This window comes from Salinivibrio sp. MA607, assembly GCF_001996245.1.
Taxonomy (GTDB): domain Bacteria; phylum Pseudomonadota; class Gammaproteobacteria; order Enterobacterales; family Vibrionaceae; genus Salinivibrio; species Salinivibrio costicola.
The window spans coordinates 1-14,351 of sequence record NZ_MUFJ01000012.1 but is presented as its reverse complement, the minus strand read 5'-3'; the positions used below and the strand labels follow the sequence as shown (position 1 = coordinate 14,351).

Genomic DNA, 14,351 nt, shown 5'->3' with positions numbered 1-14,351 from the left:
ACTGTCAGACCCTAGGTCTTTGATGGGTCTTTATTTTTCATTCTAACCGGCACTGAGTGTTATGCTAACCAGCGCCAGAGCATGTATCAAGATGTTTCCGATAAACTGGCTGTTTGTTCGACAATTAATGCTGTTTGTTTCTCAATAGGAAGAATGTAGGGCTGCAACGATTCCAGATCTTCATGCGGTGACTTTTCCAACTCTAGACACGTTTTCGACAGTTCGTTCGCTCCGATCATGGCTGCTGCACCTTTCATTTTGTGTGCGAGTTTTTTAACTTTACCCACATCTTGCTGTTCAAATGCTTGCTTCAGCGCGGTTAAATCTTGGGTTTGATTATTAACATATTTATTAAGTAGCATGGTCACTAGCTCCATACTATCACCTACTTGATCTTTGACATGCTGAACGTCAATGGGGTATGAGTCACTCATGGCAGGTTCTCCATCATCTTGGGGCTGAGCTTCAACGCCGCTATCATCGCCATAACGGACCGAGTCTGGGTTAGCGTAAAGTAGTAACAGTTCAATTAATTGATCTTTACTAAACGGTTTAGCTAAATGCCCATTCATTCCCGCGTCCACACATCGCTCAGCATCCCCAGACAACGCATTGGCTGTTACCGCTAAAATTGGCGTGTGTTTATCGAATTCACGGATCTGCCGAGTCGCTTCAAAGCCATCCATTTCCGGCATTTGGCAATCCATCAAAATGATATCGAAAGGGGTCTTTTTGTGCAGTTCAAGAGCTTCTTTTCCGTTCACGGCTAGCGCTCGTTGGCAGCCGATTTGTGCCAAAATAATATCAATAAGTTCTTGGTTAACAAGATGATCCTCTGCCACCAAGACATTGAGATCAAAATTGATACTGTCGTATTGCCCTACATCCGGACTTGGATCAACTAATGTATGTTCATCTTCGTTCAATACTCGATAAAGCTCAGCATGGTAAATGGGACAAGTCAGCGTGGCCATTCCTGTATCATGATGCCCATCATGACTGATTGCGATACACTTATGCACACTGCCGACAAATGCCTGGCAGCCTTGCATTTTGTCTTGATCGACCATTAGGACCGTCTGTTCAGGTTCGTCCAGTTCAAGGTTTCGTCCATCAGAGCATGGCGTCAGCGCGAGATTAAAACCTTGTAAATAAGCAGTCAGCGTCTTAGTCAATATTCTATCGCCAGAGACTAAAAATATATGATAACCCTCAAGAGCGTTGCTCAAGTCGTAACTTGATAAGAGCGTACAATCAGGATTAGGGACACTAATCGGCACTTCCGCGACAAAAGTAGTCCCTTGGTTTTCTTGACTGCGTATATAAATATCCCCATCCATTAAACGCAAAAGCTTGCGACAGACGGGCAAGCCCAGGCCGGTTCCTTGATAAGAGCGAGAATACGAGTTATCAACTTGCGTAAAATTCTCGAAAATAGCATCATGACGATCTTCCGGAATACCAATCCCGGTATCCTCGACTTCCATGACAAGCTTGGTGATGCCACTATCATCATGCGTTTGAAATAGATTAACACAGATATGACCGCGCTTAGTGAACTTCACTGCATTACCAACAAGGTTAATAATCACTTGTTTATAACGCATCGCATCTAATTTAATGTCACATGACATGTTGGGGTCGATATAGCAATGGAGACGTAATTGTTTTTCAGCCGCTTTCGCCGTAAATATACTTAGAGATTCATGTACGATCTCAGCTAAATCTACCGACTGCTTGCTAAGCGTCATTTTACCTGCTTCTATTTTGGTGAGATCGAGCACATCATTAATAATATTTAATAATGCCGTCGACGAATTCTGTAGGGTGTCAACAAAATAGCGTTGCTGTTGCGTAAGCGACGTTTCCATCAATAGATTAGACATCCCCACAATCCCATTCATGGGTGTGCGAATCTCGTGACTCATCATTGCTAAGAAGTTAGTTTTTGATTCATTTGCGCGCTCAGCTTGTTCCTTCGCTCGCGCCATTTCTCGTGAAATCATATCGTTCAGTGCTTTCTGTTGCACAAAGTGCACCATCGAACTCAAACTTGATAAAATCGGCTCTATCCAGCTTTGTAACTCTTCATTGTATGTCGTAGACTCATCAAAAAGGCAAACCACACCAACCATTTGATTTGACATGTAGAGCGGCGTGCCAAACACATTAACAATCATTTTCTGGTTATTACCGGCAACACCTGCCATCTGCAGACTACGCTTGCTCTGTTTCGTCTCAATAATATCTTCGATTAAGCTACGAACAAATTCCTCACCAATAAAGTTATTTTTAACCAGGCGCGTTTGTGCCAAAATACGGTAAGGGATGTTGTAATCTATATCATCATCGTCATGATGGCCGACTTCAACAATAATACCATGATTGCTCTCACCAATACGCAGTAGAATGTCTAACACATCTTTAAAGCTCTTTTTAAAGTCCTCACGTATCAAAAATTTATCTTGTAAACTCTTCATCGCCGAGAAAAGCTCAGCACCTTTGGACACTTTTTGCTTGTCCAGATGTTGCTCAGTGATATCACGTATAATGGCGACATTAAGTGCGCGAGGATCTTCGTCTTTAATGGGGGTCGATTTCACTTGTACAACGCGAACGCCCCCGTCAGTCTCTATTTCATAGGAGCGTTCAACACGTCCATTCAAGCCGTAAAGAGCTTGAGAAAAATATCCACGAGAATTAGGCGTAACACGAGAAATTATCGTGGATAAACTGATTGCTTCGTCGGGAACCGACTCAAGTTCGAAAAGCTTTTTTGCCGACTCATTGATTGTAATAATGCGGTGTTTTTCGCCCAGCACTAACAAAGCATCCGTATAACTATGAATAACGGTATCCAAATATGCGCGACTTCTCTCTGCACGATTTATTTGCTTGGCATATTTCCAAATAAAAAAAACCACTAATAGATTCAAAAGTACGATTTGTGTCGCTGTACGGAGCACTTCTGTATTTAACTCTCTATTAATATAACGACTATCTTGATAAATGATTAGTTTACCCACCTGGACAGACTGGCTGGTTTCATTGTAAACCATTGGAACGATGACTTTATTTAACTCGTCACTGGAGCGCATACCTTTGGAGTCAGTCACATAACGAAACTGATCATTAGAGTCAGTTAACTCTAAACGGTGTACATAGCGTGATCCCATTTCACTATCTAGATCATTTTGTACATTATTAAAGTCATAGTTCCACATTAACGTTGGTAACCGCTGCTTTAAACGTTGGGTAATCGAATTAATGTCTTGATTCATGTCTGATTCAAGGCGTTCTTTCGCAACGTGATAATTATAGTATCCGAAAACGCCCAGTAATAAGGTCGCCAATACCATTAAAACGACGGCTAGCCGCATCCCTACTTGATTCATCATTTACACCTGCATCGTTGCAGCCAAGGTCTGAGTTTGAAAACGTGCTTTATCGAAAGCTTTGAGTACAGCACGTTCTTTTAACGTCATTTTCTCACATACTGAGCCGACCCACTCCCAATTGGCATGCTCAATGTGCTTACATAACATTAACAATTCACCATAACGTCCTGATTGAGACAAGAGTGCATTTTTCGCTTCTTGGTCGAGATCAAGTTTCCCAACTAAATCTTCCATTGGCGCTGCCAACATAGCATCAAGCAGTGAAAAGGCACCAACTAAAAAGGCCTCATCAGGATCCATACCTTTTATCATTGGCGCCGCCTGTTGCATAAAGATGGCACGGAGTATAGAGGATGTCTGCAAATGAGAGCATTCTTGATGATTCATATTCGACATAATGAGTAAGGATATTAACCGACGCAACGACTCGAGCCCTAGATAGACAACCGCTTGCTTCGGGTTTGTGATCGGCTTTTTTTTCGATTTAGCCAGGATGTTCGCACTGGTTACAACTTTATAGAGTAACGAGACATCACGAGAAATCACGTCAGTGATTTCATCAATAACATGAGGACTACGATTAATCACGATGCAAGCATCTAATAAGCTGATCACGGATGGCGCCACATCATTATGACTTTTTACTTGCGGTTGTTCAAAAAAATAGCCCTGAAACAGGCTAAACCCAAGTTGCTTGGCCAGCATAAACTCTTCTTTCTTTTCAACTTTCTTAGCAAGAAACCGGATGTCTGGATAATCCGACATTGTGCTAACCCAGTTCATCGGCTCCTCTTTTGCCATACTGACAGTAATGACATCAAACAGATGCAAATGCCGCTGCCAGCGGTTAGTAAACACAGTGCTGTCACCCTGTATCGTAAACCCTGCTTTTCGGTAGGCCTCTAGCTGTTTAATCAGTACAGGCGTTGCTTTGCACGTCTCCGTAATATAGAGAACCAAACGCGCGACAGGAATAGAAAAGGGTATCTCATCTAATAAGGCCGTTTCTGAGAAACTCACGACATAGCGCAAATCATCATCAAGCTCCTTCCCCGAGAGAAAGTTAGCACTTAGAATCCGTGATGTTGCAGTATCTTCATCAATCGAGGGAAATTTGTTTTGTAACCCTTCACGAAATAATAAATCGCTACCCCACTGATTTTGCTTGTCGTCAAAGATCGGCTGGCACGAAAAAAAAATCTCACTCACAATGTACTCCCCCCAAAACGATCCCTTAGTACAAACTTAGACCAAAGGAAGGACTTTTGATCGTTTTTTTGATTAAAGTGAGTATGTTAAGTCCATTTCCCTACCAAGATAGTGCCTTTTACTTGGGAGAAATCATGAATTTTGCTACGCTTCCCGCAAAGACACTAAGAGGATAAATCATGGATATCTTAAACCAACTCGCTGATGATGCCCCCGAGCACGAGCCGGATTCGTTACCGTCACTCGACGAACAAAAAGCGATTGTGGCAAAACTCAAAGCGCTTGAGGAAAAAGGCGAGCTCACCGACGACGTATTGGCGCAGTATTTTGCCGCCAAACAAAAAGACACAAGCGACGAAGAAGAGTAAGAACAACACGAAAAAGTGACCGCGTCACTTTTGAAGTTTATCTTGCTCTATTTAGAGTTATGCCAATGAAAAGCATTGGCGGCGCAGGATTGATACTTGCGTGACAGGGATAGATAGCAAGTGAGCGAAAAAGATACGCCCCGAGATCACTCTCGGGGCTTTTTTTGGTTTACTCAGGCGCAATGCCGTCGGTTTTCGCCGCACAAATAAAATCATTTTTGTGCAAGCCTTTAATCTTATGCGACCACCAAGTCACGGTCACTTTACCCCACTCCAGCAAGATAGCAGGATGGTGGCCTTCTTGCTCAGCCAACTCAGCCACTTGGTTGGCAAACGCCCACGCCAATTTGAAGTTGCGGAAGGTGAACTCACGTTCGAGCTGATCAATCCCATCTCGTGTTACTTTGCGCCATTGCGGAATGTCTTTGAGCAGCGCCGGCATTTCCTCAGCGCTGACCAAAGGGGCATCAATATTACAGGCTTCACATTTCAACTCAGTTAATTCAGACATGTTGCGTTTCCTTTTGCTGTTCTGTCTTTTTCGGTTTAGGCGGGAACAAAGGCGCATGAAGGCCCAGTTCCATGGCTTGATGCACATCAGCAATCAAATCACGTTGGCTGATGGCAAATAAATCGTCAATCGACTCAATGGTAAAGTAAATGGGTTGCATAATGTCAATCCTATATGGCGTGCGCATGACATCTATCACTTCTAAAGGCTTACGCACCGCTTTGTCGCTATTAAAGGCGTACTCGGTCTCCGCCGGTGAAGACAAAATCCCGCCGCCATAAATACTGCGATTGCCTTGCGAGTCACTGAGTAAACCAAATTCGACCGTAAACCAATACAAGCGTGCAAGATAGACGCGCTCTTTGGGCGTGGCCTTCTTGCCCAGTTGACCATACATATGGGTAAATTCAGCGAACGCTGGGTGGGTAAGCATCGCACAGTGACCGAAGATCTCATGAAAATAGTCCGGCTCTTGCAAGTAATCAAAGTCTTCTTTGGTGCGCAAAAAGGTCGCCGCGGGGAATTTTTTATCCGCCAATAAGGCGAAGAAATGGTCGAAATCAATCAATGCAGGCACGGGGGCCACTTGCCAGCCCGTCTCTCGCATTAACACTGCATTGACATCTGGGATCTGTGGCACCGTGTCATGCGGCAAGTCGAGCAGTCGTAAACCGTCGAGATATTCCTGACACGCTTTGTCCTTGATACACGCAAGCTGCCGTGTGACTAACTGTAGCCATACATCGTTTTCTTGTGCCGACCAGGCTACACGACCTAGCTCATCAAGTGGTTTGGATTCGTATTTACTCTGTTTCACGTTCACCGCCTTGTGTCGTTGTCTGGCGTAAAAAGCGGCCCTTAGCCTTACGCAATGTTTCCGTTACTCACAGATTACGTCGACTTTGCAGAGAAAATCATCTCCTCACCTCGGTTTTAATTTTACTTTTGCGTAACATTTATTTTACATTGTGCGTTCAAAAGGCTGTCGCTACGGGTAATGCCTCACCCTCGAGGGATCCGCGTGCTTGCATGGCTCGTAGTGGTTGAGAAAGGCCTAACTGCAGGGACGAGTGATGAATTTACAACTGAGCGAACTGATAAATTACGACAACATTGACAAGATTCAGATCCGCGGCATTGATGGCATGTTATATCAAGCAATAGCCTTTTTGCGTCACGGCGATACGGTGGAGCAGAAGCTAATTTATCAAGGCGATAAACCTTATTTATCTCGCAGCTTGCTGGCGGTAAAAGATGATTTTGAATGGGTTATTGCCGCGCAATATGTATTGGTCACTGACACGGCATATGATGAAATGATAGGGCTTGGCACGGAAAAGCCTTTGTCGACTTTGGAGCAGCCATTGCATTGGAAATAACGCAACAATGCCCCAACCTATGGGGCAATTTCTTCCCCGTCCCACGCAAACAGACGCCCAGTATGACGACTGTCTAGGCCATCCAATACCGACAATAAGTAGCCAGCCGATTGAGCCGGGCTGAATAATTTACCGGGCTTAACATTGGCTTGGAATGGCGCGGATAAACGACTATCGACGGTCCCCGGATGCAGACCAACCACGGTCAATGATTTGTCCTGGCGGCCAAGTTCAATGCTCATGCATTTGATCAGCATGTTCACCGCCGCTTTACTTGCACGATAGGCGTACCAACCGCCCGCACGGTTGTCACTAATACTGCCCACGCGCGCCGACAAGATAGCGAGCTTCGCCTCAGCGTTACGTTTCAGTTTGGCCGCTAGATGTTTGCTCAACAGCAGCGGCGCAACGGCATTCACATCAAACAGCTGGTGCATGGCCTCACTGCTGCACGCCGCGAGGCGTTTTTCTGGGCTGACCGCATCATCATGAAGCATCCCCGAGGCAATKATCACCGCGTCTAGACTGTTGTCGTCGATGTGCTCGGCCGCCGCTTGTATCGATGCGTCATCGCGAATGTTCACTGTCACCGGGGTGACCTTTTCACTTATTTCGGCAAGTAGCGCGGGGTGACGCCCCAAGGCAAAGACTTGCTGAATGGATGGCTTGTCGAGCAATGCGCGGCAAAAAGCTTCACCAATCGCGCCACCTGCGCCGACAACCGCCACACGCTGCATGGAATCACTGTTCATTCTCTTGGCTCCTCAAACAAAAAGAGATGCAAACTGCATCTCTTTAGTTAGGGATGAGGCGATCTTGTCGATCACCGTACGTTAAAACTATAGCTTACGTAACACAACCATGAGGTAAAGCCCGCCTATCAAGGAAGCAATGATCCCAGCTGGCATTTCTTGCGGATACAGCCATTGTCGTCCTAGCCAATCGGCAAACAGCATCAATCCCATGCCAATCAATCCGGCGGTGATCATGTGCGCGCGGGCATTTTTCGCACCCCAACTGCGCGCAATATGCGGAGCCATCAAGCCGACAAAACTAAGCGGCCCTACCACCAAGGTGGCACTGACGGTCATGACCGCGACGAGGGCCAGCAACAGCATGCGGGCACGCCCTACCTTTACCCCTAGCGATTGAGCCGTTTCGCCACCGAGCGGCAAAATATCGAGCCACCGCTGACACATCAATCCCAGTGCCACCAGCACCGCCGCAACCAAGGCCAATGTAGTCACTGTGCTGTCGGTCACATAATAGGTTGAGCCTGAAATCCAAGCGAGGACTTGATACGCGCGAGGATCGCCGCCCGCCATCAAGAAGCTCTGTACCGCTTGCATCAGTGCGGCAATGGCTACGCCAGTGAGCAACACCTTTTCTGGCTGGAAGCCGGTTTTGTGATTGAGTAGTACAATCAACGCCAAGGTTGCGCCGGCACCGATTAATCCCCCGACATACAAACTCAGCATAGACGCGCCCATGCCCGCAAAAATAGTGACAATCAGCCCCAGCGCCGTGCCGGCACTGATCCCCATCACCTCAGGGCTCGCCATCGGGTTGGCACTTAAACGCTGAAGCACGGCACCCGCAACAGCAAGCACACCGCCCGCCAATGCCGCCGCCAGCAAGCGTGGCAAGCGCCATTCCAACAAAGACCAATCGCCGCTGAGCGCCAGCCACTGCCAGCCCTCACTTTGACGCGATACGGTGGCAAAAATCACCACACCTAACACCAGTAACATCAACGTTCGGCCTAACGGCCAATCCTGACGCGGTGCGGGCGATCCCGATTGCATCTGTTGGCGTTGACGATTCCCCAGTGACACCCGTGGCAACAACCACAAAAGAAGAGGCGCCCCTAACGCTGCCGTCGCCGCCCCAGTGGGCACCATCATGGCCCGGCGGCCAGGTAACAGTTGGACAGCCAAATCGGTGGCTGCCAACATCAATGCGCCTAAAATCATCGCCAGGCTCAATCGGGTGATGAGCTTACGTGCGCCACATAAGCGCGCAATCGCGGGCGCGGCGAGACCGACAAAGCCAATCACGCCAATCAAGCTAACCACCCACGCGGTCAGAAGCACCGATAGCCCCAGAGCAATTACGCGGATTTTCGCCAGTGATACGCCCAAGCTTTTCGCTCCTTCATCCGAAAGACTCAAGACGTTGAGCGGCTTTAATAAGGCAAGGATCAACACGACCGCCAATCCAACACGTGGCAGTAAGGCTTGCACACTGTGCCAGTCGGTTTGCACCATCGAGCCCGCGCCCCACACCATCATGCCGTGTAGCGCTTCTTGATTCATCAACAGCAGTACAGTGCTGAGCGCACCGCAGTATAGATTTAGAATCAAACCCGCGATCACCACCACGGTGGGCGATAGGCCGCGTCGCCATGCCAGCGCAAACACCACCAGCATAGTCAGCACCCCGCCAGACATCGCCACCATCGCGCTCGACCAAGTCAATAGCCAAGGGGCATAAAGCGTAGCTAGCATCAGCGCCAAGCTGGCGCCATTCGCCACCCCCAGCGTAGAGGGCGAGGCCAAGGGGTTGCGCAAAACCTGTTGCATCAAGGTACCGGCCAGCCCCAAACACGTCCCCGCCAGCAATGCGGTGACCAAGCGCGGCCACCAGGTTAAATGCATCACCACCCCAATCGACGCACTGTCATCCAGCGACCACAACGACTGCCAAAGCATGGAAACATTCACATCCCACTGCCCCAATTGAGTGGAGGCGAGGCTTAACAGTGCCGTCAGTAACGCCAAGGGTACCCATAATAGTTTCAGTTTCATGACTGCTCCCCTTGTTCAGGGTCGGTCAATGCCACGGTCACAAGGCGGGCAAAGCGTAACGCCGATGGAATCGCACCAAAACTCCATACGGGGTCAATCATCAATGGCGTACGTCCCGTACGTTTAACCAAATATTGCCAAAACATATTGGTCTTAAGGGTTTGCTCCACACCCGCGGGGAGCGGGCGCACAATCACCAGCTGCGCATCAAGGTCTAGCAGCTCGCGGGTGGAAACCATGCTAAACCCCCAACTGTTGGTGGTGTTTTGCCACGCATTGCTGAGCCCCAATTCACTGATGGCGGCGTGATACAAGCTGTTGGTCCCAAACACCCGCACATGGTTGGGGTCTAGGAACTGGATCATCAGCAGCGGGGGCTGTTCACCGGGGATCGTATCGCGCAAGCTCGCCAATTGCTGTTTCGCATTGGCAATCAGGGTTTCACCGACCTCCGGACGGTTGGCCTCATGTGCAATTTGCCGCGTCACGGTTTTGAGCGATGCCCAGCTTAGCCCACTTTCATAGAGAGGAATTGAGCTCACCGGGGCAATAGAGCTCAGCTTGGGCTTCATCGCCTTAAAAATGGGTGAAATTAGAATTTTATCGGGATGAAGCTCGGCCAAACGCTCCATGTTCGGCTGGGTGCGAAGCCCAATATCAACGGTTTTTTCTGGAATGGGCGGGGATTTCACCCACGAATTGTAATCCGCCTTTTGCGCGACCGCGACGGGCGTCACCCCCAAGGCCAATAAGGTTTCAGTTYGGGTCCAATCCAGCGAGAGAATACGAGGCGACGCGCTGACGCTCGCTGACATCATGGCCGCGGTCAGCCAGACCATAAGCGTCAGAAAAGAGGACTTGATCATACTGGCGATAACTCCCCCGGCATAGCGACCGCATAGCCGGCGGCATGATCGGCAATCGGCATTTCAATACCATAAATCGATTTGAGGGCCGACTCTTGAAACACATCACTAACCGCACCTTGAGTCAGGACTTGCCCGCTGTGCAAGGCGACAATCTCATCACAAAAACGCGCCGCCATATTAATATCGTGCACCACAATAATGATGGACTTATCCAGCTCTCGGCTGAGTTTTCGCACCAAGGTCATCACTTCAACTTGGTGGGCTACATCTAGTGCAGATAGCGGCTCATCGAGCAGTAAGTAACGCGTTTGCTGTGCCAGCAGCATCGCAATCCATAGCCGTTGGCGCTCGCCGCCCGATAAGGTATCGACCAAGCGCTCGGCATAATCTTGGGTACCGGTGAGCGCCATTGCCTCGTTGATCGCTTGGTGATCGGCTTTGGTCAACCGCCCCAGCAAGCCATGCCAAGGATAGCGACCAAAACTGACCAACTCATACCCAGTTAAGTTATCTGTTGCCGGTAAATGCTGTGGCAAATACGCCACCTCGCGCGCAAACGCTTTTTCTGACCATTTCGACAAGGGCTTTTGGTCTAATGCGATCTGTCCGCTGCTGGTTGCCTGTTGCTGCGCTAACAGCTTTATCAACGTCGATTTGCCCGAACCATTGTGGCCGACCAACGCACAGATTTTTCCTGGCGTAAACGACAAGCTCACCTTATCAAGCAACACTTTTCCGTTGACGGCAAACGCAACGTCCTTTGCCTCTAACATATCCCGATCCTACTGCTTAAGTACAAGCGCGGGATGCGCCTGTCAGTTAATTCTACAGTTGGTAATTTTCCGATGCTTAAAAGGCAAATGCAAACCATTTTGATTTCGCTTTGTACGCTTAGCGCTTGTTAATGAGAGAAATTAGACCTCAACCACGTCACCATCAGGGATCCAAACACCATTCAGCCTCGTATCACCGAAAGTGAATAGAAGATTGTTGTTACTACTGTCGAGAACGCTATGTCCGCGCCCATCAGCCTTGTGTGGCTAAAACGCGATTTACGCCTGCGGGATCATGCCCCTCTACAAGCTGCCATTGCCGCGGGGCGTCCCATGGTGATTTTGTACCTGTTTGAGCCACTGCTGCTTAACGATCCGCACCATAGCGAGCGCCACTGGCGATTTGTCTGGCAGTCGCTGTGCGATCTTAATCAGCAGCTGGCGCCGCTTGGCGGGCAGGTCACCATTTGCCAAGGTGAAGCACTCGCCGTTTTCGACGCCATCCACCAGCAGCAGGCAATTGGCACGGTCTACAGCCATCAAGAAATTGGCGTCGACGCGACATTTTCTCGAGATAAAGCGGTGGCGAACTGGCTGGAGACCCATCAGATCCCATGGCATGAATATCCCACTGGGGCGGTGATCCGCGGCGCGAAAAATCGGGTTGATTGGGACGCAGAATGGCAAAAAGTGATGCGTGCCCCTCTTGCCGATCCGGATTGGCAACAAGCGCGCTGGCTAGACACATCACTTACTCTACCCGCGCTCGATCACCACAAGTGGGATTCTCCCGCGCCACGCTTTCAGCCCGGCGGGCCGAGTTGGGCGTATAAAACCTTGCAGTCTTTTTTCCGCGAGCGTGGGCAAACTTATCAGCGCCACATCTCTAAACCGCTCGCCAGCCGCAAAAGCTGTACCCGACTGTCACCCTATCTCGCATGGGGTAACATCAGCTTGCGCGAAATGTATCAAATTACTCTCCTCCATTGGCAGAAAAAGGGTTGGCGGCGTGCGCTGGTCGCTATGGTGTCGCGTTTGCATTGGCACTGTCATTTTATGCAGAAATTTGAAAGCGAGCACCACATGGAGCATCGCCCCGTTAATCGCGGCTACTTACATTTTGAGTACGCGAACGGTCCGCAGAGCGATGCGCATCTGCTCGCATGGCAACAAGGTCATACCGGTTATCCGCTCGTCGATGCCTGTATGCGTTGCCTACACGCCACCGGCTATATCAACTTTCGTATGCGGGCGATGCTGGTCAGCTTTTTAACCCACCATTTGTTGATTGACTGGCGCCGCGGTGTCCATCATTTGGCGCAGCTATTTCTCGATTTTGAGCCCGGTATTCATTACCCCCAGTTTCAAATGCAGGCTGGCGTAACGGGCGCAAATACCTTGCGCATTTATAACCCAGTGAAACAATCGCAAGAGCAAGATCCGGAAGGGGCATTTATTCGTGAATGGTTACCTGAGCTTTCTCCCTTGCCCGACAGTTTGATCCACACCCCGTGGCAAATGACCGATATGGAAGCGATGATGTACGGGGTGGTGCTTGGTGAAGACTACCCGAAACCTATTGTCGATATCGAACAAACTGGCAAACGTGCGCGTGATATTTTATGGTCGTTTCGTCAACAAGACGCGGTTCGTATCGAAAAAGCACGGATCCTCGCCATCCATGTGCGTCCAAACAGCCCTGAGCGAACAAATAGCCCTGAGCACGCGGATAACGGCCAGACAAAACGACGTTCACGTGCCACGCAGTCTCCTGGAGGTAACCACGATGGCGCATAAAAAGCCGCATCTTCCCACCAAGGCATGTTTGACGTGCGAACGCCCCTTTACGTGGCGTAAAAAGTGGGCGCGCTGTTGGGACGAAGTTAGGTATTGCTCTGACCGTTGCCGCCGGGAAGGTCGTCGCCATGCGCGAGCGGCGACGCACTGAACGCATCTAAAAGCGAATTCAATTTCGGATGTACCCACTGACGTTTAATCGATACCGCATAGAACGGCTCATACACACTCGGCAGTAAGGCATAGCGGGTGAGCATGCCACTATCTAGCTCATCGCGGACCACCACTTCGGGCATCACCGCTAACGCGTCATTATCTCGGCTTAAAAGGCGCAACATCGCCATATCATTGGCTTCTGCCATGATGTAAGGCTTGAGTTGATACTGCGCAGAGATGGCATCAAACCCCGAGCGAATCGGGTTATCTCCATAAGGCAACACCCACGCTTGGTGCTGGTAGCTGGCGTCTAAGGTGGGCGATAAGGCTTTACCCGGCCAACCAATCACGGCGACCGGCTGGCGTGCCAGTTGCTGGTACTGCCAAATTTGTTTATTAGTCCCCCGCACCGCGATATTGGTTAGCGCCAAATCCAACTGGTGATCAGACAGCGCATGAAGCAAGCCGGTTTGATCCATCGACTGCAACACATAGCGGCACTCTCGTTGATTGACCAATGGCTGAATAAACTGCTCGATAAAGTTCCGCGACATGGTGGATAAGGTGCCAATGCGAATCGTGGCACTGGACAGCGCCCCGCCACTGGATAGCAACTGCTCTAACTCTTCCCCTTGGCGAAAAATCTCTTCGGCATAGTTCATCGCTTGATAGCCACTTTCGGTCAACGTCAATGTACGACCTTGCCGCTCAAACAATTGCACCTGCATCGCCTGCTCAAGCTGCTTGATTTGTGACGACAGCGCCGACTGCGAAATATGCAGGTTACGGGCGGTCTGGGTCAGGTTGCCATGGCGTGCCACCTGCCAAAAATAATACAAATGATGGTAGTTAAGTCGGCTCATCGTTCTCTAAAACAGAATGAAAAGTTATTTATTATGTATTTTACTTAACTGTAGTAAGTTTTCACAATGGTTCGCATAACTATTGCTGTGAGGTAAGTCATGTTATCCCTATTTCTCGTCACTCCGCTCAAACTGGTGCTGCTGGCACTGGTTGCTCTTCTTGGCGGTGTTATATGGCGATACAGTGCCACTGCGTTTGCGGGCGAAGCCGACAAACACCG

Annotated in this window: 12 protein-coding genes and 1 pseudogene; 4 read left to right on the top strand and 9 right to left on the bottom strand. The window is 49.3% G+C overall.

Annotation, left to right across the window (positions count from 1 at the left end; translation table 11 throughout):
- Positions 1–86: 86 nt before the first annotated feature.
- Together BZG81_RS07420 and BZG81_RS07415 are read right to left on the bottom strand one after the other, a co-directional pair.
- Positions 87–3,398: an ATP-binding protein gene (locus tag BZG81_RS07420; protein ID WP_241827370.1), complete on the bottom strand. Its 3,312-nt coding sequence runs from the start codon at positions 3,396–3,398 to the stop codon at positions 87–89.
- On the bottom strand, positions 3,399–4,607 hold the full coding sequence (locus BZG81_RS07415; RefSeq protein WP_077677082.1) for an EAL and HDOD domain-containing protein: 1,209 nt from the start codon (positions 4,605–4,607) through the stop codon (positions 3,399–3,401).
- Positions 4,608–4,786: 179 nt separating this feature from the next.
- Here BZG81_RS07415 and BZG81_RS07410 point away from each other — a divergent pair, with 179 nt between their 5' ends.
- On the top strand, positions 4,787–4,975 hold the full coding sequence (locus tag BZG81_RS07410; RefSeq protein WP_077460727.1) for a restriction endonuclease subunit S: 189 nt from the start codon (positions 4,787–4,789) through the stop codon (positions 4,973–4,975).
- A gap of 169 nt (positions 4,976–5,144) precedes the next feature.
- Here the strand turns inward: BZG81_RS07410 and BZG81_RS07405 are convergent, their stop codons facing one another.
- Both BZG81_RS07405 and phhA read right to left on the bottom strand, forming a co-directional pair.
- Positions 5,145–5,486 (bottom strand): 4a-hydroxytetrahydrobiopterin dehydratase, encoded by a 342-nt coding sequence (locus BZG81_RS07405; protein WP_069586485.1) that lies wholly within the window; start codon positions 5,484–5,486, stop codon positions 5,145–5,147.
- Positions 5,479–6,315: pseudogene (gene phhA, locus BZG81_RS07400) on the bottom strand (phenylalanine 4-monooxygenase); the annotation flags it as partial. The gene BZG81_RS07405 and the pseudogene phhA, both read right to left, overlap by 8 nt.
- A 244-nt stretch (positions 6,316–6,559) precedes the next feature.
- Here phhA and BZG81_RS07395 point away from each other — a divergent pair.
- A complete protein-coding gene (locus BZG81_RS07395) occupies positions 6,560–6,865 on the top strand; it encodes a DUF6482 family protein (RefSeq protein ID WP_077669184.1) in 306 nt (101 codons plus the stop codon).
- A 17-nt stretch (positions 6,866–6,882) separates the two neighbouring features.
- On the opposite strand, the gene BZG81_RS07390 is transcribed toward BZG81_RS07395, so the two are convergent.
- The 4 genes from BZG81_RS07390 to BZG81_RS07375 all read right to left on the bottom strand — a co-directional run bounded on the left by BZG81_RS07390 (position 6,883) and on the right by BZG81_RS07375 (position 11,314).
- Complete coding sequence (locus BZG81_RS07390) at positions 6,883–7,617, bottom strand: SDR family NAD(P)-dependent oxidoreductase (RefSeq protein WP_077669183.1); 735 nt, start codon at positions 7,615–7,617, stop codon at positions 6,883–6,885.
- Positions 7,618–7,704: 87 nt separating this feature from the next.
- Positions 7,705–9,672, bottom strand: a complete 1,968-nt coding sequence (gene fhuB, locus BZG81_RS07385; RefSeq protein WP_077677081.1) for a Fe(3+)-hydroxamate ABC transporter permease FhuB — start codon at positions 9,670–9,672, stop codon at positions 7,705–7,707.
- A complete protein-coding gene (locus tag BZG81_RS07380) occupies positions 9,669–10,538 on the bottom strand; it encodes an iron-siderophore ABC transporter substrate-binding protein (protein ID WP_077677080.1) in 870 nt (289 codons plus the stop codon). Before BZG81_RS07380 ends, fhuB begins: the two co-directional genes overlap by 4 nt.
- On the bottom strand, positions 10,535–11,314 hold the full coding sequence (locus tag BZG81_RS07375; RefSeq protein ID WP_021023558.1) for an ABC transporter ATP-binding protein: 780 nt from the start codon (positions 11,312–11,314) through the stop codon (positions 10,535–10,537). The genes BZG81_RS07380 and BZG81_RS07375 overlap by 4 nt, the downstream gene beginning before the upstream one ends.
- 240 nt (positions 11,315–11,554) lie before the next feature.
- On the opposite strand from BZG81_RS07375, the gene BZG81_RS07370 reads away from it, so the two are divergent.
- Positions 11,555–13,111 (top strand): FAD-binding domain-containing protein, encoded by a 1,557-nt coding sequence (locus BZG81_RS07370; RefSeq protein ID WP_077677079.1) that lies wholly within the window; start codon positions 11,555–11,557, stop codon positions 13,109–13,111.
- A complete protein-coding gene (locus tag BZG81_RS07365) occupies positions 13,101–13,262 on the top strand; it encodes a DUF2256 domain-containing protein (protein ID WP_077677078.1) in 162 nt (53 codons plus the stop codon). The genes BZG81_RS07370 and BZG81_RS07365 overlap by 11 nt, the downstream gene beginning before the upstream one ends.
- Here BZG81_RS07365 and BZG81_RS07360 read toward each other — a convergent pair.
- A complete protein-coding gene (locus tag BZG81_RS07360) occupies positions 13,198–14,130 on the bottom strand; it encodes a LysR family transcriptional regulator (protein ID WP_077677077.1) in 933 nt (310 codons plus the stop codon). The genes BZG81_RS07365 and BZG81_RS07360 overlap by 65 nt on opposite strands.
- Positions 14,131–14,351: the final 221 nt, after the last annotated feature.

Excerpts from the sequence above, each read along its gene's own strand:
- BZG81_RS07365 (WP_077677078.1), top strand. The coding sequence starts at position 13,101 with ATGGCGCATAAAAAGCCGCATCTTCCCACCAAGGCATGTTTGACGTGC.
- BZG81_RS07420 (WP_241827370.1), bottom strand. The coding sequence starts at position 3,398 with ATGATGAATCAAGTAGGGATGCGGCTAGCCGTCGTTTTAATGGTATTG.
- BZG81_RS07375 (WP_021023558.1), bottom strand. The coding sequence starts at position 11,314 with ATGTTAGAGGCAAAGGACGTTGCGTTTGCCGTCAACGGAAAAGTGTTG.
- BZG81_RS07360 (WP_077677077.1), bottom strand. The coding sequence starts at position 14,130 with ATGAGCCGACTTAACTACCATCATTTGTATTATTTTTGGCAGGTGGCA.
- BZG81_RS07405 (WP_069586485.1), bottom strand. The coding sequence starts at position 5,486 with ATGTCTGAATTAACTGAGTTGAAATGTGAAGCCTGTAATATTGATGCC.
- BZG81_RS07410 (WP_077460727.1), top strand. The coding sequence starts at position 4,787 with ATGGATATCTTAAACCAACTCGCTGATGATGCCCCCGAGCACGAGCCG.
- BZG81_RS07395 (WP_077669184.1), top strand. The coding sequence starts at position 6,560 with ATGAATTTACAACTGAGCGAACTGATAAATTACGACAACATTGACAAG.
- BZG81_RS07370 (WP_077677079.1), top strand. The coding sequence starts at position 11,555 with ATGTCCGCGCCCATCAGCCTTGTGTGGCTAAAACGCGATTTACGCCTG.
- fhuB (WP_077677081.1), bottom strand. The coding sequence starts at position 9,672 with ATGAAACTGAAACTATTATGGGTACCCTTGGCGTTACTGACGGCACTG.